16 protein-coding genes and 1 pseudogene are annotated in these 16,854 nt (G+C 67.6%); 12 read left to right on the forward strand and 5 right to left on the reverse strand.

The window, feature by feature from the left end; all coding sequences use genetic code 11:
* Together O3Q52_RS30125 and O3Q52_RS30130 are read left to right on the forward strand one after the other, a co-directional pair.
* The coding region (locus O3Q52_RS30125; protein ID WP_269651852.1) for an RHS repeat-associated core domain-containing protein at window positions 1-3,996 on the forward strand (3,996 nt) is incomplete at its 5' end.
* 1 nt (window position 3,997) lies between these two features.
* Window positions 3,998-4,639: a hypothetical protein gene (locus O3Q52_RS30130; RefSeq protein WP_269651853.1), complete on the forward strand. Its 642-nt coding sequence runs from the start codon at window positions 3,998-4,000 to the stop codon at window positions 4,637-4,639.
* A 279-nt stretch (window positions 4,640-4,918) separates the two neighbouring features.
* Here the strand turns inward: O3Q52_RS30130 and O3Q52_RS30135 are convergent, their stop codons facing one another.
* Window positions 4,919-5,644, reverse strand: a complete 726-nt coding sequence (locus tag O3Q52_RS30135; RefSeq protein WP_269651855.1) for a hypothetical protein — start codon at window positions 5,642-5,644, stop codon at window positions 4,919-4,921.
* A gap of 447 nt (window positions 5,645-6,091) precedes the next feature.
* On the opposite strand from O3Q52_RS30135, the gene O3Q52_RS30140 reads away from it, so the two are divergent.
* The 9 genes from O3Q52_RS30140 (at window position 6,092) to O3Q52_RS30180 (ending at window position 12,730) form a co-directional block, all read left to right on the forward strand.
* Window positions 6,092-6,811, forward strand: a complete 720-nt coding sequence (locus O3Q52_RS30140; protein WP_269651856.1) for a hypothetical protein — start codon at window positions 6,092-6,094, stop codon at window positions 6,809-6,811.
* 23 nt (window positions 6,812-6,834) lie between these two features.
* The gene (locus tag O3Q52_RS30145; protein ID WP_269651857.1) at window positions 6,835-7,689 is read left to right on the forward strand and encodes a hypothetical protein; all 855 of its coding nucleotides are present in this window, start codon (window positions 6,835-6,837) and stop codon (window positions 7,687-7,689) included.
* Window positions 7,686-8,999, forward strand: a complete 1,314-nt coding sequence (locus O3Q52_RS30150; protein WP_269651858.1) for a CpaF family protein — start codon at window positions 7,686-7,688, stop codon at window positions 8,997-8,999. The genes O3Q52_RS30145 and O3Q52_RS30150 overlap by 4 nt, the downstream gene beginning before the upstream one ends.
* A 31-nt stretch (window positions 9,000-9,030) precedes the next feature.
* Window positions 9,031-9,990: a type II secretion system F family protein gene (locus O3Q52_RS30155; RefSeq protein ID WP_269651865.1), complete on the forward strand. Its 960-nt coding sequence runs from the start codon at window positions 9,031-9,033 to the stop codon at window positions 9,988-9,990.
* A complete protein-coding gene (locus tag O3Q52_RS30160; protein ID WP_269651859.1) occupies window positions 9,987-10,913 on the forward strand; it encodes a type II secretion system F family protein in 927 nt (308 codons plus the stop codon). The genes O3Q52_RS30155 and O3Q52_RS30160 overlap by 4 nt, the downstream gene beginning before the upstream one ends.
* Window positions 10,914-10,986: 73 nt before the next feature.
* Entirely contained in the window at window positions 10,987-11,238 is a 252-nt protein-coding gene (locus O3Q52_RS30165; RefSeq protein ID WP_055610899.1) for a hypothetical protein, read from the forward strand.
* Between the two features lie 113 nt (window positions 11,239-11,351).
* On the forward strand, window positions 11,352-11,732 hold the full coding sequence (locus tag O3Q52_RS30170) for a TadE family protein (protein WP_269651866.1): 381 nt from the start codon (window positions 11,352-11,354) through the stop codon (window positions 11,730-11,732).
* 102 nt (window positions 11,733-11,834) lie between these two features.
* Window positions 11,835-12,230: a TadE/TadG family type IV pilus assembly protein gene (locus O3Q52_RS30175; protein WP_269651867.1), complete on the forward strand. Its 396-nt coding sequence runs from the start codon at window positions 11,835-11,837 to the stop codon at window positions 12,228-12,230.
* A 20-nt stretch (window positions 12,231-12,250) separates the two neighbouring features.
* Window positions 12,251-12,730: a pilus assembly protein TadG-related protein gene (locus O3Q52_RS30180; protein ID WP_269651868.1), complete on the forward strand. Its 480-nt coding sequence runs from the start codon at window positions 12,251-12,253 to the stop codon at window positions 12,728-12,730.
* A 132-nt stretch (window positions 12,731-12,862) separates the two neighbouring features.
* On the opposite strand, the gene O3Q52_RS30185 is transcribed toward O3Q52_RS30180, so the two are convergent.
* The 4 genes from O3Q52_RS30185 to O3Q52_RS30200 all read right to left on the reverse strand — a co-directional run bounded on the left by O3Q52_RS30185 (window position 12,863) and on the right by O3Q52_RS30200 (window position 16,124).
* The gene (locus tag O3Q52_RS30185; RefSeq protein WP_269651861.1) at window positions 12,863-13,195 is read right to left on the reverse strand and encodes a hypothetical protein; all 333 of its coding nucleotides are present in this window, start codon (window positions 13,193-13,195) and stop codon (window positions 12,863-12,865) included.
* A gap of 123 nt (window positions 13,196-13,318) precedes the next feature.
* Window positions 13,319-14,338, reverse strand: a complete 1,020-nt coding sequence (locus O3Q52_RS30190) for a hypothetical protein (RefSeq protein ID WP_269651862.1) — start codon at window positions 14,336-14,338, stop codon at window positions 13,319-13,321.
* 89 nt (window positions 14,339-14,427) lie between these two features.
* The gene (locus tag O3Q52_RS30195; protein WP_269651863.1) at window positions 14,428-15,450 is read right to left on the reverse strand and encodes a hypothetical protein; all 1,023 of its coding nucleotides are present in this window, start codon (window positions 15,448-15,450) and stop codon (window positions 14,428-14,430) included.
* A gap of 23 nt (window positions 15,451-15,473) precedes the next feature.
* On the reverse strand, window positions 15,474-16,124 hold the full coding sequence (locus O3Q52_RS30200) for a hypothetical protein (protein WP_269651864.1): 651 nt from the start codon (window positions 16,122-16,124) through the stop codon (window positions 15,474-15,476).
* Between the two features lie 320 nt (window positions 16,125-16,444).
* On the opposite strand from O3Q52_RS30200, the pseudogene O3Q52_RS30205 reads away from it, so the two are divergent.
* Window positions 16,445-16,854 (forward strand): annotated as a pseudogene (locus O3Q52_RS30205) (hypothetical protein); the annotation flags it as partial.

Consider the following 16,854-nt stretch of genomic DNA (forward strand, 5'->3'; position numbering starts at 1 on the left):
CGCGAGGACGCCGCCGGTGACGCCAAGCGGAAGCTGGACGAGGCGTCCGACGCCGGGATTCAGAACCGGAAGTGGTATGAGGAGGTCGGGGACTGGTTCGTCGACAACTGGGACACCATCGTCGCCGTGAGCAAGGTCGTCGTCGCCGTCCTCGGCATCATCGCGATGATCATCGGCGGGCCCATCCTCGGCGCCATCGTTCTCATCGCCGCGCTTGTCGTCCTGGCCGACACCCTCAATAAATATATGAAGGGCCAAGCCTCCCTATTGGATGTGGCTTTCGCCGCGCTTGACTGCATACCCGGCATGAAGGGGCTGACCACCCTCGGTGGACTCGCGAAAGGTCTCAGGACCGCGGGCAAGCTGGGGCTCAAAGGCATGGCCAAGGGTCTCGGCGGTCTGGCGAAGAACGCCAAGACTGCCCTCGCCGACGGAGCCAAGGGCGCGTACAACCGACTCAAGACCAAGATCAAGGGCTGTGGGGACCCGGTCGACCCCGCCACCGGGTGGATGTTCCTGGACGGCGTCGACATCGCACTTTCGGGAGCGCTCCCGCTGAGCTTTGCCCGGCGGACCACTTCCGGCTACCGGTGCGGCTGGTGGTTCGGACCCACCTGGGCCTCCACTCTCGACCAGCGGCTCGAGATCGACGAGAGCGGCATCGTCTTCGTCACCGAGGACGGCATGCTGCTCGCCTACCCGCACCCCGACGGGCCGGATCTCCCGGTCATGCCCGAGTCCGGCCCGCGCTGGCCCCTGACCCGTCTGGCCGACGGCGGATACCGCGTCAGAAATCCGATCACGGGCCACAGCCACCAGTTCGCCGTACCCGGCGGGGGTCTGGCCCTTCTTGAGCGCATCACCGATCGCAACCACAACACCATCACCTTCGACTACGACGACGAAGGAACTCCGCTGGCCATCAGGCACTCAGGCGGATACCGCCTCACCTTCACCGTGGACGACAGCCGTGTCACCGCGCTCAGCCTGGCGGGAGCCGGCGAAGGTGGCACGGATCTGGTGGTCAAGCGGTACGGCTACACCGACGACAACCTCACTTCGATCACCAACTCCTCCGGGTTGCCACTGCGGTTCACCTATGACGAACTGCTGCGCGTCACCTCCTGGACGGACACGAACGGCAGCCGCTACGAGTACGCCTACGACTCCCAGGACCGTTGCGTCGTGCAGGGCGGCGAGGCCGGGCACATGGCGCACCGCTTCGCCTACGACGTCGTGGATCCCGCGTGGCCCGGGTGCCGCATCACAGAGGTGACCACGGAACAGAGCGAGACGTCCCGCTTCGTCGTCAACGACGAGTGCCAGGTCGTCGCGGAAGTCGACCCGCTGGGCGGTACGGTCCGCACCGCCTACGACGCCCATCACCACCTCATCTCCGCGACGGACCAACTCGGGAACACCACCAGCGCAGTGAACAACGAGCTGGGACAGCCGACCGAGGTCACTCGGCCGGACGGCTCGGTCGTCCACTTCACCTACAACGACCTCAATCTCACCGCGGCGATTGCCCTTCCGGACGCAACCACCTGGAGATACACCTACGACGAGCGCGGTAACTGTGTCGCGGCGACCGACCCAGATGGGAACACGGCCCGCAGTACGTACACCGCAGCGGGACACGCCACGACCGTCAGCGACGCCTTGGGGCATCCCACCGCTGTGCGGTGCAATCCCGCGGGCCTGCCCATGAAGGTGACCGACCCGCTGGGCGCACAAACCACCTGGGAACGCGATGTGTTCGGTCGGCCGGTCACTGTGACCGACCCTCTGGGGCACACCACTCGCTTCGACTGGTCACCGGAGGGTTGCCTGATCGGTCGTACCGCTCCTGACGGCTCGACTGAGACCTGGGCCTACGACGGCGAGGGCAACTGCACCAGCCACACGGACCAGTTGGGACAGGTCTCGCACTTCGAGTACACGCACTTCGACCGACTCGCCACACGTACGGCTCCCGACGGCGCCCGTTCCGAACTCGCGTACGACGCCTCGCTGCGACTCACCAGCGTGACCAACCCGCTGGGTCTGACCTGGAGTTATGAGTATGACGCCGCAGGACGTCTGACAGCGGAAACGGACTTCGACGACCGTAGGCTCAGCTATACGCACGACGCGGCCAACCGGGTGCTCTCCCGTACCAACGCGGTCGGCGAAACCGTCGCTTTCGATCACGACGTGTTCGGTCAGATCATCCGCAAGGATGTCGCCGGATCGATCACCATCTTCGACTACAACCTGCACGGTCGCCTGACCAGAGCCGCCGGCTCGGACTGCGAACTCCTGCTTGAATACGACCACCTGGGCCGGCTCATATCGGAGTCGGCCAATGGCCGCACCCTCACTCATACCTATGACGCGGTAGGCCGTCGCATCCGCCGCACGACACCCGGCGGCGCGCACAGCACCTGGACCTACGACCCCGCCGGACACCGCACCAGGCTCGACGCCTCCGGCCGTACGGTCGACTTCCATCGTGATCCGACAGGCCGGGAAGTGGCCCGCACCATGGGGGCGAGCGTCACCCTGGCCCAGGCCTTCGACGAACTGGGACGCCTGACTTCTCAGTCGATCGCCGACGCCGATGCCCACCCCGTCCAGAGTCGCGTCTATTCCTACCGTGCCGACGGCCATCTCACCGAGCTCACCGACCAGCAGGCGGGCACCCGTCACTTCGGTCTCGACGCGGCAGGAAGAGTTACGTCTGTCCAAGCCCAGAACTGGACAGAGACCTATGACTACGACTCAGTGGGCAACCAGACCCGGGCGACATGGCCTCGCACTCACCCAGGCCATGAAGCGACAGGGGCGCGTACCTACACAGGAACTCGTATCACCGCCGCCGGTCGGGTCCGATACGAGCACGACGCGCTCGGACGTATCACGCTGCGTCAGAAGACCCGACTCTCGCGGAAGCCGGACACCTGGCGCTACACCTGGGACGCCGAGGACCGCCTCACCTCGACCGTCACCCCAGACGGCACCCTGTGGCGCTACACCTACGACCCCCTGGGCCGTCGTACGGCCAAGCTCCGCCTGGCAGCTGACGGTGAAACGGTTGTTGAACGCACCGAATTCACCTGGGACGGCACGACCCTGTGTGAACAGACTGTCACCAGCGAAGAGTTTCCGCATCAGGTCACTCTCACTTGGGACCACCAGAACCACCGCCCGGTAGCCCAGACCGAGCGCATCGCGGCAGCCGAGATGCCGCAGGACGAGATCGACTCCCGCTTCTTCGCGATCGTCACCGACATGGTGGGGACTCCCACCGAACTCGTCGACGAATCAGGGGATATCGCCTGGCGCACCCGAACTTCCTTGTGGGGCAGTACAAGTTGGGCCTCACGCAGCACGGCGTACACGCCGCTCCGGTTTCCTGGGCAGTACTTCGACCCGGAGACCGGTCTCCACTACAACTTCTTCCGGCACTACGACCCCGAGACCGCCCGCTACCTGACTCCTGACCCCCTGGGTCTCCTTCCCGGGCCAAACCCGCACGCCTACGTCGGCAACCCCTATGTATGGATCGATCCCCTCGGGCTCAGCCCGTGCAGTCCGGGAACGCGTGAGGATGCACTTCTCGCACTGGATCGTGCGGAGGAGTTGCAGTCCCTCAGGAACGACTACTGGATGGCTGATGTCAGAGGAACTACTTCGGTAATCGGTGTATTCAATTCTGAAACGAGACAGTTCGTCAGGCGGATCGGAATTAACGGTGACGGCCCCATGCCTGCCGGGTGGCAGTTGCGAGAGGGGGAGGAGTTCGTGAGGGCGCCCGGGCATGCCGAGGACGGTATACTCAACGCCCTGGGGCCCAACGAGCACGCTGTTTACGGAGCGGCCTCGCGAAACTTCTGCAATGACATATGTCTGCCGCAAATCGATGTGCGCGGTATAGAAATCGGTGGGCAGGGGATTCGTGGCCATCAGCCACAGAATTCACCTTATACCTTGTTCTGGACCCGAGGAGACTAAGTTGGCTCGCAATGTGGAAGCCTACTCGGCGCTTCGTGATCTCCCTGCCCACTTCCTGGCGGGGTTCTGCCTGGGCTGCGCGGAGCGTGGGAGTGGCATCTTCGTCACGCTGGCCGACCCAGAGGATGCCGAGTGGTTCTCTCAGGTTCTGGAAGTGGCCTGGAAAGCACCCCTCGGAGAGGTCGACGAGGATGAACTCATCGAGATTCTTGAGGATTTTGAAACCAGGACGGAATCCATGGACGTCGATGACCCGGGCAGCAGAGGGTTCTCCGTCGTGCAGTCCGCGATGCTGGCGGTCAACGCCATCGCGGTCCACCTGAATCCGAGTCCGGCACGGGCCGAGATGTCTGGACAGACACTCGAAACGGTTATGGGAAGTTTCGACTTCAAGCTCGGTGGAAGTGAAGTCGTCATTACCCGAGCCGGTGAGGACGAGGGGCTTGGCCGGCTTCAGCGGATGGAGCAGGACGCCCAGAACGCGTTCGTCGAATCAGTACGGGCTCTGACGGGCGATCAGGCCGAACCTCGCCTCGGTAGGGACTTCCTCGAGAGTCTCCGTCAATCCTGCGCCCCCGTACGCGACGAGTTCAAGGCGGCCACATCGTCCGTCGCCGAACTGGCCGGCTGGGATCAGGAGTGAAGTGCCCCTGGTGGGTCGGTGTCGCGGTAAATGCTTGCGTAGAGATCAGCCTGGATCCGACGTACGGCGTTCCGCCAGTGCGTATGCGCATGGCTATTGCGGAGCCCCTGGACCGGGCGGACGGGTTGAGGGCGGTGTATTAGCCGGCAAGATGCGGCCCTTGGTCCGCCCTTCCGCGCGCAGGCGCCGGGACGTTGGCTCACTCGTACGGGTGGCCGCTGGCTCGGTGTGCTTCCTGTCGTCGGCCCGAGCGCCAGGGTGCGCCCGGGTCGACGCGCATCAGTCGAGCTTCGCGTTCTGCGCCTCCACCACCGCGGTCGCGAGCTTCGTGTCGCTCGGCCGGGACTCCGCGATCGCCCTGCCGTCCACCGAGAAGTAGACGGCGATGACTTCGTCGCGGCGTACGGCGGCCGAGTGGAGCGTGTGTGTGGTGCCCAGGACCGTCATCGTGGACTTGAAGGCGAGGGACTCGTCGCCCGCCTTGGTGGTCGGTTCCGCGGTGACCGAGTCGTACGGGCTGGTGCCGCTCTTCGACTTGGCGGTGAAGCCGTCGCCGCAGGAGGCCACCGCCTTGGCGAGGCCGGCCATGGCCGACTCCGCCCCGCCGTCCTTGTAGGTGGTGAGCGTGACGTAGGTGTAGCCGCCGACGAGGCCGCCCTTCGAGGCGACTCGCGTGAGGTCCGCCTGCGGTTCGCCGAGCGGGAGTTGGTTCATCGCGTACGCCAGCGGGGCGCACACCTTCTTGTCCAGGGTCACCTCGTCCGGGGACTTGGCGAAGGCGAACTCGGCGGAGGGCTTCTCGATGTTGTAGCCGCCCACGTCGGACTTCGTGATCATGAGCTTCGCCAGCCGGTCCGCCGGGCTGACCTCCTTGGCCCGGGAGGCCGTGGCCCCGGTCCCGGGCTTGTCGGCCGCGTCCGTCTCCGAGTCCCCGCCTCCGCAGGCGGTCAGTCCGGCGAGTGCGGCGACGGTGAGCGCGGAGGCGGCGAGGGCGGATCGCTTCATGTGGGGGCGGGCTCCTTGGCTTTCGCGGGGGGAAGCGGGATGACGGATGGGGCCGTCGTCCGCGTGGCTGAAGATCGTCGGCGATCCTCCCATGCCCCCACCCGACCCCCGTGAGCGAGTAGTGCAGACCTGATGGACGGAGCGTGACGAACGGCCGTCCGAGCAGGGGTGGATGATTCGCTGGTGCACAGTGGCGGCCCCGTATGCAGGGCCTTCCTCGACCGGGAACCGAACGGCCCGCATTGCGCGTGGATAACGTCGGGGCGTGTGAGATTCGAGGCCACGGGCGCGCCTTGAGGGGCTTATGCGCTGCTGATACGGTGCGATGACTTGACACTCATTCCGGCCGTGGCTGTTCGACCAGGTCGGGCGGTACGCCCGGTGCGGCCGAAGTGTTCCAAGTGTCCTGAATGACGAAACCTTCTTGGGTGTACGGGGAGCGGTTGCGTGAAGATCCAGGAGCGTACGGGGGCGGGCAACAACCGTTCCGCTGCGCCGGTTCAGCCGACGATGGGGGAGCGCCTTCCCTCGCCGCCTCGCGAGCGCAAACCCGCGCTGGCCGCGCTCGCGGTCCTGCTGATCCTCGTGGGTGCGCTCGGGGCGACCATGCTGGTGCTCCGCGCCGGCGACCGTGTCGAGGTCGTGAAGGTGACCAGCGACATCCAGGCCGGCCAGTCCGTCGGCGACAACGTGGAGTCGGTGCTGGTCGCGGGTGACTCCGGGGTCAACTACATCAAGTGGACCCAGGTCGACACCCTGAAGAAGCTCAAGGCCAAGTCCACGATCTACGGGGGCACCCTCGTCATCGGCGAGATGTTCGGCACCGAGAGCGCCCTCCCGGCCGGCAAGGCCATCGTCGGTCTCTCCCTCAAGGAGGGGCAGTACCCGGAGGGCATCGAGCCGGGCGACCTCGTGGCCGCCTACCAGGTCGGCGACACCAGTTCTTCGAACTCGGACGACGAGACGGGCACCGGTACCGCGGGCAGCGGCAGTACGCCGATCGTCTCCGACGCGCGTGTCAACACCGTGCCCACGGACAAGGGCGACGCCACCATCAGCAGCACCAACAAGCGTTACACGGTGACCGTCGACGAGAGCGATGCCGCCGCGCTGGCCCGCGCCGCCGCGGCGAACAAGGTCGCCCTCGTCAAGGTTCCCGGCAACTAGCGGCGAAGAGAGTCACACACACCATGGCCCTCATCGCCCTAGCCGCCGACAAAGGTTCCCCCGGCGTCACCACGGCGGCCGTCGCCCTCGCCGCCGTCTGGCCCCGCAGGGTGCTGCTCGCCGAGACCGACCCGGCCGGCGGCGACCTCGTGTACCGCAGTGCCGCCGCGCACGGCGGGCCGCTGAACCCGAACACCGGCATGCTGTCCATCGCCGCCACCGCCCGCCGTGGTCTGGTACCGGATCAACTCTGGGACCACGTACAGCCGTTGAGCGGTGGGCTCGAAGTGCTCGTCGGGCTCGGGAACGCCGAGCAGGCGGCCGGGCTCGCGGGGCTGTGGCCCACGCTCGGCCGGGCCTTCGCGCAGCTCGCCGACTCCCCGCACGCGCCCGCCGACGTCATCGCGGACTGCGGACGGATCAGCGGGGACACCCCGGCCGTCGAGATGTTCTCGCAGGCCGCCCTCGTACTCCTCATCTCCCGCACCGAGCCGGAGGCCATCGCGCGCGTACGCGACCGGGCCGCCGCCCTCAGCGCCAAGCTGCACGGCGGAGCGCGGGGTGCGGCCGCCCTCAGCACGCCCCTCATCGGTGTCGTCCTCATCACCGACCCGGGCGAGTCCGGCAAGCTCGTCCACCAGGTCAACGACATGCTGGTGGCCGCGCAGACCGGCGCCCGCGTCGTCGGCACGATCGCCGAAGACCCGGCAGGCGCCGACCAGTTGGCCGGCCGCAAGCGCGGACGGCTCGACAAGTCGCTGCTCATCCGCTCGGCGCGCAAGGTGACCTCGGACCTCTACCAGCAGTTCGGCGCGGCCTGGGCCGTACCGGCGGCAGGCGGTCCGAACGGTCAGCCCACCGCCGGAGCGGGCCGATGACGGCAGTCGACCACCAGCTGGTCAAGCGGTTCCGGCAGGAGGCCGGTGACCGTATCGCCGAGCAGCGCCGGCTCGACCAGGTCTCCGGCGTCACACCGATGTCCAACGAGGACGAGCGGCACTACGCCCGCGCGGTGATAGCCCAGATACTGGAGGAGTACGCCCGCACGGAGATCAACTCCGGGCGTACGCCGCTGGACGCCGAGACCGAGGAGCAGTACGCCGCCGCCGTGCACGCCGCGCTCTTCGGAGTGGGGCGTCTGCAGCCGCTGTTGGACAACCCCGAGGTCGAGAACATCGACATCAACGGGTACGACCAGGTCTTCGTCGGCTACGCCAACGGCGAGGAGACCAAGGGCGATCCCGTCGCCGAGACCGACGAGGAGCTCATCGAGCTCATCCAGATCCTCGGCGCGTACTCCGGACTCTCCTCCCGGCCCTTCGACTCCGCCAACCCGCAGCTCGACCTGCGGCTGCCGGACGGGTCCCGCCTCTCCGCCGTCATGGACGTGACGCGCAGGCCCGCCCTGTCCATCCGTCGCGCGCGTATGGGCAAGGTCTTCATGTCCGACCTCGTCGGCAACGGCACGCTCACCCCCGACATCGGGCACTTCCTCGCCTGCGCCGTCCGGGCCCGCAAGAACATCATGATCGCGGGTGCGACCAACGCCGGTAAGACGACGCTCCTTCGCGCGCTCGCCAACGAGATCCCGCCGCACGAGCGCCTCATCACCGTCGAGCGCGCCCTGGAGCTCGGGCTCGACACCTTCGCCGATCTGCACCCGAACGTCGTGGCGTTCGAGGAGCGGCTGCCCAACTCCGAGGGCCAGGGCACCATTTCGATGGCGGAGCTGGTCCGGCGGTCGCTGCGTATGAACCCCTCGCGCGTCATCGTCGGTGAGGTCCTCGGCGACGAGATCGTGACCATGCTGAACGCGATGTCGCAGGGCAACGACGGCTCGCTGTCCACGATCCACGCCAACAGTTCCAGCGAGGTCTTCAACCGTATTTCCACGTACGCGCTCCAGGCCACCGAGCGGCTGCCCATCGAGGCCAGCCAGATGCTCGTCGCGGGAGCGGTGAACTTCGTCGTCTTCGTCCAGCGGCGCAACAACTACCAGACGGGCGGCCGACTCCAGCGCATGGTCACCTCCATCCGCGAGGTCAACGGCGTCGACGGACGCGTCCTGTCCAGCGAGGTGTTCGCCGAGGCCGCGGACGGCCGGATCGTGCCGCACGCGCCCCTCTCCTGCCTCGAAGACCTGATCCAGCACGGCTATCGCCTGCCCGGCGGCGGGAACTGGGGGTGAGCTGACCATGAATCTCGACGGACTCGGCTCCATGGGCGGGCTGTTCTCGACCACGGTCCTGTACGCGCTCGCGTGCGGTATCGCCGTCGGCGGCGGCCTCGCGCTGTTCGCCGTCGCGGTCCGCGGACTGCCCGCCAAGCCCGAGCACGAGAAGCAGAAGGCGAGCGAACGGGCCTCCGAGCTCGTACGGTTCGCCGGCCGGCGCGGTTCGATCGCGGCCGGCGCCGGCATCGTCGTCCTGCTGCTCACACGGTGGGCCGTCGCCGGAATCGCGACCGCCGTCCTCGTCTTCTTCTGGGACAAGCTCTTCGGCGGCGCCTCCGAGGAGAAGTCCGCCATGCGCCGCGTGGAGGCACTCGCCTCCTGGACCGAGTCGCTGCGCGACACCATCGCGGGCGCGGTCGGCCTCGAACAGGCCATCCCCGCCTCCGCGCGCGCCGCGGCACCGGTCCTGCGCCCGCACCTCGACGCCCTCGTCGACCGCCTCCGCTCCCGCACGCCGCTGCCGGAAGCCCTGCAGCAGCTCGCCGACGAGATCGACGACGCGTCCGCCGACATCATCGTGGCCGCGCTGATCCTCAACGCGCGGCTGCGCGGCCCGGGTCTGCGGCAGGTCCTGGGCGCGCTCGCCAAGTCGGCGCGCGAAGAGGTCGACATGCGACAGAGGGTCATGGCACAGCGCGCTTCGACCCGGCGCTCCGTACAGATCGTCGTCGCCGTCTCGGTCGCCTTCGTGCTCGGCCTGTCGATCTTCAACCGCGAATTCGTCGAGCCGTACGGCACGGCGGTCGGCCAGCTCGTACTCGCCTGTGTCTGCGGCCTGTTCGCGCTCGGCTTCGTATGGCTGCGCAAGCTCTCGACCATCGAGACGCCGGAACGCTTCCTGGTCCGGGACGAGGCGTCGGTCCAGTTCGTGCGTCCCCGGACGCCGTCGCCGTCCCAGACACAGGCTCCGTCGCAGACGCTGCCGGAGGAGGGGGTACGCCGATGAACTCGTCCCTGACCATGCCCGTCGTGGTCGGCGCCGTCCTGGGCCTGGGCATCTACGCCCTCGTACGCGCCATGATGCCGGCCAAGCGCAGCGCGGTCTCGCAGGTCGCGCGCATCGACGCGATGCGGGCGCGGGGAGCGGCGTACGAGTCCTCGCACCGCACCGCCGACGCGGGGCGGATCGGGACCGTACGGGCCGGAGTCGGCGCGCGCGTCTCCGAGTTCTACATGCAACAGGGCTGGGAGCTGCGGTCGCTGCGGGCCGATCTGGCCGTGCTCGACCGGAGTTGGGAGAACTTCCTCGCGACGAAGGTGCTGCTGGCGGCGGCCGGGCTGTTCTTCGGCCCGTTCATGTTCGCCGTGGTCTGGACGCTCGGCTTCGGCAGCAGCCCCGTCATCCCGGTCTGGCTCGCGCTGATGTTCGCGACCATCTTCTTCTTCCTGCCGGACCTGGAAGTACGCAGGGACGCGGCGGAGAAGCGACGTGACCTGCGACGCGTGATCGGCGCGTATCTGGACCTCGTGTCGATGAGCCTCGCGGGCGGCCGGGGTCTCCCGGAGGCCCTGATGGCCGCCGCCGAGGTCTCCGACGGCTGGGCCACGCAGCGCATCCGTAATGCGCTCGCGGACGCCCGGATCACCGGCATCAGCCAGTGGCAGGCGCTCGGTTCGCTGGGCGAGGACCTGGGGGTGGAGGAGCTGAAGGACCTCTCCGCCTCGTTGGCGCTGGTCGCGGACGACGGCGCGAAGGTGCGCGAGTCGCTCGCCTCCCGGGCCGAGACGATGCGGCACCGTGAACTCGCCGAGATCGAGGGCAGCGCGGGCGAGAAGTCGCAGTCGATGCTCGTCGCGCAGCTGCTGCTCTGCGCGGGCTTCCTCGTCTTCCTGATCTTCCCGGCGGCGATGCGTGTGTTCCAGGTCTGACTCCGGCACCGACAACTGCATCCTCGAACTGCTCTGAAATGACTCGAGAACTGTCTTGAGAGGACAACTCACCATGAACGGACGGAACTTCAGCACCGGGATCCCGGGGGTGGACTTCCTGATCACCTTCCTCCAGGGGCGGGTGCAGCGTGCCCGCTCCGGCGAGCTCGACCGTGGTGCGTCCGCGGTGGAGTGGGTCATCATCTCGGCGGTCGTCGTGGCGATCGTCGGCGTGGTCGCCGCGATCATCAACGCCGCGCTGAGCGACGGCGCCAACAAGGTCGGCGACTGCATCAAGGGCGCGGACGCGGGCAGCACCTGCTGATTCCGCCTTCCGACTCTCTTCCCTCTCATATCTCTCATACGGGGTAACTGGTGAGCGTACGACGCTGGGTACGCCGCCGGGTGGAGGCCGCCTCCACCCGCGGCGACTCCGGCATGACCGCGATCGAGTTCGTGCTGCTCACGCCCGTGCTCTTCTTCATGATCTTCGCCACCGTGCAGTTCGCGCTGTACTTCTTCGCCGACCACGTGGCCCAGGCTGCGGCCCAGGCCGGCGCCCGCAAGGCCCGCGCGACGGCCGACGAACAGCCGGGCGCGTGGCGGGGCGAGGCACGGGACGTCGTCGACAGCTACATCGCGCAGCTGGGGCCGCAGTTGGTGCTCTCCCCGAACGTGGAGATGCTCCAGCCGGAGCAGAACACGGTGGGCGTGGAGATCACGGCGAAGGTGCCGTCGGTGTTCCCCGGGCTGGACCTCACGGTGCACGCGCAGTCGGTGGGGCCGGTGGAGCGGTTCGTCGAGGAGGACGGGAACTAGATGCGCGCTCTCGTACGCCGCCGGCTTCTGGCTCTGGCCCCGGCCGTTCGTGGCAGTGGCAGTGGCACTGGCAGTGGCAGTGGCACTGGCGGTCGCGGTCGCATTGGCAGCGACCGCGGGCTGTCCACCGTCGAGGTGGTGATCCTGGCGCCGGTGATGATCCTCTTCATCCTGGTGCTGGTGGCTTTCGGACAACTGGTGGACGGACGAGGGGCGATCGACGGGGCGGCGAGGGACGCGGCTCGATCCGGGTCGCTCCAGCGGGATGTGGCCTCGGCGATGGCGGAGGCGCAGAAGGCGGCGGACGCCGACCTGGCGGACGTCTGCTCCGGTGCGGTGACGGTGAACAAGACGAGCGCCGGTTTCGAGGACGCCGACCTGTTCACGGTCGAGGTGAGCTGCGAGGTACGCGGCCTGGCCATGCTCGGCCTGGATGTCCCGACCCGGCTGACGGCGTCGTTCACCTCACCGCTGGATCCCTTCAAGAGGAAGGCGTGACGGGGCGGATGGGGGTGCTGATGGATACGGCCGGACGCGTCGCAGGAGCCGTGCGCTCCTGGACGGACGTACGCCGAGCACGCCTCGACGACCGGGGTTCGGGCGCCGGAGCGGTGATCATCTTCGCGCTCGTGTTCCTGTCGCTGTCGGCCTTCGTCATCGACGGCGGCCTGTCCATCTCCAAGCGCGAACGCGCCGCCGACATCGCGGAACAGGCCGCCCGCTACGCCGCCCAGGACGTGGACCTGGAGGAGCTGTACGAGAACGAAGGCGGCGGCGCCCCCATCCTCTTCGAGAACTGCGGCGCCCGGGTCAAGGCCTTCGCCCAGGAGATGGGCATGACCGGCGCGGACATCGCCGCCACCCACTGCGTCGCCGCCAACGCCGACGAGGTCGAGGTGGAGGTCCAGCTCACGTACTCGCCGGTCTTCACGGGCATGTTCTACGGCGGGGACGTGACGGTCCGGGGACGGGCGGTCGCCGAGAACGAGGTCGGCTGACGGGGTGGGCTGACCGGACTGACCGGACTGGCCAACGAGGTGGGCTGACGGAGTCGGCCAACGAGGGGTGCCGACGGGCGTGGGTGGCGAGGCCGGCCGAGGCTCGGGCGCTCACCACGCGGGCGGGGTGGCCTACTTGCCGCCGCCCTCCTTGCCGCCCTTGCCGTCGGACTTCACGCCCTCGGAGACCTGCTTCGCCAGGTCGTCGTCCAGCTTCTTGAACTCCCGGACGATCGCCTCGGACATCTGGGCCAGCGCGTCGAGCTGCTGGTTGATGTCCTCGCGGCCGTCCTCCCAGTTGGACTCGAAGTCATCCAGCTTGTCGTAGACGCCGCCGTCGCCGATGTCGTCCTTGTACGACTCGAAGAGCTTCTTGGTGTGGTTCATCCGCGTCTTGATGTCACGCAGCCGGGTGCCGTAGTCCTCCAGCTCACTGAGCGGCAGCGCGAGGTCGGGCTTGCCCATGTGCGTTCCCCCTGTGGTGTGCGTGCCTCGGCGGCTCGTGTCTGCTGTCTGCGCAAGTCGTGACTATATGAGGCGCACGGTGCCCCCGTCACCGTGCCGACCATGCCTCACCGGTCCCGTCGTCTACTTCGAGTCCGTCATCCGGTACTCGTACGCGATCACCGAAGGCCTGCCCGACTTCGGCAGGGTGGCCAGCGTCATGCCCTGGAAGGTGTCGGTGACGATGGCGCGCTTGGCCGGGTTGTAGAGGGCCTCCTCCTTGTTCGGGGTGATCTCGAAGCTGCCCATGTACTGCTGCTTGAGCAGCGTTTCCTGGGTGTGGGCGGTCGGGACGACCGCGAGCACACCGCCGTCGGCCAGCCGCAGCGCGTAAGTCGTCCCGTACGCCGGGTCCTTGGCGAAGAACTTCTTGGTCGCCCACTTGGCCAGGTCGCCCTTGTCGCGCTTGTCGTAGAGCTTGAGGGCGCCCTTGGCCGGGTCCGTGGTGTGGGAGATCGCGGCGCCGGCCTTCTTCCCCCCGGTCTCGTACAGGTCCTCGAACGCCGCGCTCACGTCGTTCGGGGCCAGGGCTCCGACACGGGTGGAGGGCGCCACGGCGGTGGCGAGACCGTGGTTGCCGGTGTCGATCGCCGGGATCGGTGCGTCGGAGTAGACCGCGGACATCAACTTCCAGGCGCCGCCGTCCTTGTCGAAGACCAGGAGGGCGGGGCTCTTCGATCCGCTGGCGGTTGCCTTGACGGCGAACCAGTCCTCACCCGCGGGGAGGTAGTACGTACGGTCCTGGTAGGAGAAGGGCTTCTCGTAGTCGCCCTGGTCCGCCTTCGTCCAGGTGCTGAAGGTCTTGTAGTCCGCCTTGCTCTGCTCGTGGAGCTGGCCGCCCTCGACCGTCGCCAGCAGTTTGGCGTTCCGTGTCGCGTTCGCCTTGCTGTTGACAGCCGCGTAGTTGTCGACGATCTTCGCCGCCTGCTCGCGGGTCACGGCGCCCTTGGGGGCGGCGGCGGAGGCCGAGGCCTTCGTGCCGGCCTTCCCGTCCTCGTCCGTGGTGCCGCCGCACCCGGTGAGAGCGACGGTGGAAGTCAGACCGAGCATCAGCAGAGCGATGCCGGTCGTGCGTGCGGCGCGTGCCGGGTGGGGGAATGCCATGGTGTGCGCGTCTCTTCTGTTGTGGGGGCTCGGAGAAGTTGTGGGGTCTCGCAGAAGGGGAACGACCGCCGCGAACGGGCGGTCGTGCTTCAGCGGTTGATCGACTGGATCTCCTGGACGTTCATGTCCTGGGTGGTCTCGAAGGTGCCGTCGGGCAGGTCACCGCCCGCACCGCCGGTGCCCTCCCAGGAGATCTGCCAGGTGACGGAGGCCTTGAGCGCGTAGGGCTCTCCGCCGGTGGCACGCAGGTACGTGATGCCACAGGGAGGCGTCTGCTCGGCGTCGCCCTTCTTGTACGGGGTGCCGATCGAGCCGTCGCCGTTGATCTCGCACTCACCTGAGGCGGGGTAGGTCTCGGCGTCCTCGGTACCGGGTTCGAGACGCAGGGCGACCGGCTTCGCCGTCGTCTCCGCCCAGAGGTTGGTACCGGGCAACTCGGCGCGGACCTTGACCTCCTGGAACGTGCCCTTGTCCAGCCAGACCCAGGTCGGGAGGTTCACCGTGGACTCGGCCTCCGGCTTCAACTCGATCTCGGTGTCCGGGACCTTGACCTTGTCGTACGCGTAGTCGGCGAGGGTCTTCGGCGTGGGGGCGTCCGGTACGTCGGGGATCTCGCCGGCGTTCTGCCAGAACATGAGGCGGTTGCACTTCGACGTGTCGTCGATGGTGGTGACGTCCGGAGCGACTCCGCGCCAGAAGTAGCCGTCCTGGTCGAGGTTGTAGTTCTTGTAGCCCTTCACACTCGACGGGGTGCCGAAGTAGTTACTGGCGTCCTTCTCGTCCTTGAAGTGCTCGGTCCACAGACGCGATCCGATCCAGCCCTGGCGGAGGCTGACGTCACCGCTGCCGTCGGTCTCCGAGAAGGTCTTGAGCTGGGCTGGAGTGAAGACGGGCTCGTACCAGCAGGGCGGCGGCTTCCAGTTCACGTCCGTCGACGAGAGCGCGCCGCGCTTTCCGCCGGTGGGGCCGCTGATCTGGGTGACCTTGATCCGAGACTGGGAGACGGAGGCGGAGACCACCTTGTCGGTGGCTTCGCCTCTCGTGTCGGAGCCGCCGAACGCGTTGGCGGGAGTGGAGCTCAGGAGCGCCGCGACAAGTGACGTGGCGATCACAAGTAGTCCGTTGCGCCACGATGTCACTTTGGGCACCCGCCCCTCTTAGAGGTGACGGACGCGTTCTGCCACACCCCCTGAGCGCTCTTTCTCAGCGTGACGACGTACACGACCTCCGGGTCTGTGCCTGCGGGATTCCCCACTTCCTTGCCCGTCTTACGGTTCTTTGTGTACGCCTTGCTCTCGTCCGTGCAGTAACGGAGGGACGCCGTCCTGCCGTCGCCGCTGTCGACCAAGGTGACTTTGGGATCGAAGGCGGGCAGTTCGCCGATGACGGTGACGTTCTTGTCCGTGTAGGACTTGATCCACTTCTTGCTCTGCGGCAGGCCGGTCTCGGTGTCGTAGAAGGCAAGGTCTTCGCTGTCCGGGGCGTTGGCGATGATCGCCGCGTACCCTGCCCGGAGCTCCTCCTTGGCGTCGTCGAGTACCGCCTGCTCCTTGGCGTCGCTGCTTGTCCAGCTCTCGAAGGTCAGCTTGAAGCTGCTCGGGATCGTGATCCTGGGGCGCTCGACCTTGGAGGACGCGGAGGAGGACGCCGAAGCCGACGGACTCGACCCCTTGTCCGCCCCCTTGATGTCGTCCGACGACGAATCGTCGCCCCCACCACAAGCGGTCAGCAGAAGCGCCGCGGAGGCGGCGAGCGCGGCAGCGGTGGTCACGGTGCGGCGGGCCACGGGTGTACTCCCCCTGTATAAGGCATGTGTGCAACAGAGAACGAAGCTACCAGGGGCGCGTAGAGGGCCTCGGGGCGGTGCTGGGGGATTGTGTGGGGATCGTGAGATCTGTGACGTGACAGTTGCGAAGTGCCCGGAGCCCAGGCCGAGAAGGGCAGAGGCTTGATTGGATATCGCGGGCATAGGGGGCGGGCGGTGAGGAATCGGTCGGGGTCGAGGACTCCTCCTCTCCCCGCCCTTCGACACCCTCAATAAGATCTAAGTAGGCTCAGCACACCCCCGCTCACCCTCCCTCCACACACGACACCAGGACACCCGCCATGGCGCGACGTACCACTTCCAACTCGACGGGAAGCTCGCCGGGTCCGAGGAATCGGACGCCGCAGCCCTTGCCTCGGCGTCGCCGTTCGTTCGGGGACTTTCTGAAGGCGTTCCTCGCCTTCGTCGCCCTGCTCGTGCTGCTGATCGGGGTGCCCGGGGCGCTGGCCTCGCAGATCGGATGGCCGCTGCCGAGCGGTTCGCCGAGTCTGGACTGGCTCCAGAAAGAGATCAGCGTCGATACGTTCATCAACACGCTGACCGTCGTCGTCTGGTTCGCCTGGGCCCAGTTCACCGCGTGTGTGCTCGTCGAGGTGAAGGCCGCGCTGTCGGGCGTCGGGCTGCCGAACCGGGTGCCCGGCGCCGGGCCGAGCCAACTGCTCGCGCGGCAGCTCGTCGCGGCGCTGCTGCT

Origin of the sequence: Streptomyces sp. ActVer, assembly GCF_027270795.1 — a bacterium.
GTDB lineage: Bacteria > Actinomycetota > Actinomycetes > Streptomycetales > Streptomycetaceae > Streptomyces > Streptomyces umbrinus_A.

Excerpts from the sequence above, each read along its gene's own strand:
- O3Q52_RS30155 (WP_269651865.1), top strand. The coding sequence starts at position 9,031 with ATGGGCGGGCTGTTCTCGACCACGGTCCTGTACGCGCTCGCGTGCGGT.
- O3Q52_RS30150 (WP_269651858.1), top strand. The coding sequence starts at position 7,686 with ATGACGGCAGTCGACCACCAGCTGGTCAAGCGGTTCCGGCAGGAGGCC.
- O3Q52_RS30170 (WP_269651866.1), top strand. The coding sequence starts at position 11,352 with ATGACCGCGATCGAGTTCGTGCTGCTCACGCCCGTGCTCTTCTTCATG.
- O3Q52_RS30135 (WP_269651855.1), bottom strand. The coding sequence starts at position 5,644 with ATGAAGCGATCCGCCCTCGCCGCCTCCGCGCTCACCGTCGCCGCACTC.
- O3Q52_RS30145 (WP_269651857.1), top strand. The coding sequence starts at position 6,835 with ATGGCCCTCATCGCCCTAGCCGCCGACAAAGGTTCCCCCGGCGTCACC.
- O3Q52_RS30165 (WP_055610899.1), top strand. The coding sequence starts at position 10,987 with ATGAACGGACGGAACTTCAGCACCGGGATCCCGGGGGTGGACTTCCTG.
- O3Q52_RS30190 (WP_269651862.1), bottom strand. The coding sequence starts at position 14,338 with ATGGCATTCCCCCACCCGGCACGCGCCGCACGCACGACCGGCATCGCT.
- O3Q52_RS30180 (WP_269651868.1), top strand. The coding sequence starts at position 12,251 with ATGGATACGGCCGGACGCGTCGCAGGAGCCGTGCGCTCCTGGACGGAC.
- O3Q52_RS30160 (WP_269651859.1), top strand. The coding sequence starts at position 9,987 with ATGAACTCGTCCCTGACCATGCCCGTCGTGGTCGGCGCCGTCCTGGGC.
- O3Q52_RS30185 (WP_269651861.1), bottom strand. The coding sequence starts at position 13,195 with ATGGGCAAGCCCGACCTCGCGCTGCCGCTCAGTGAGCTGGAGGACTAC.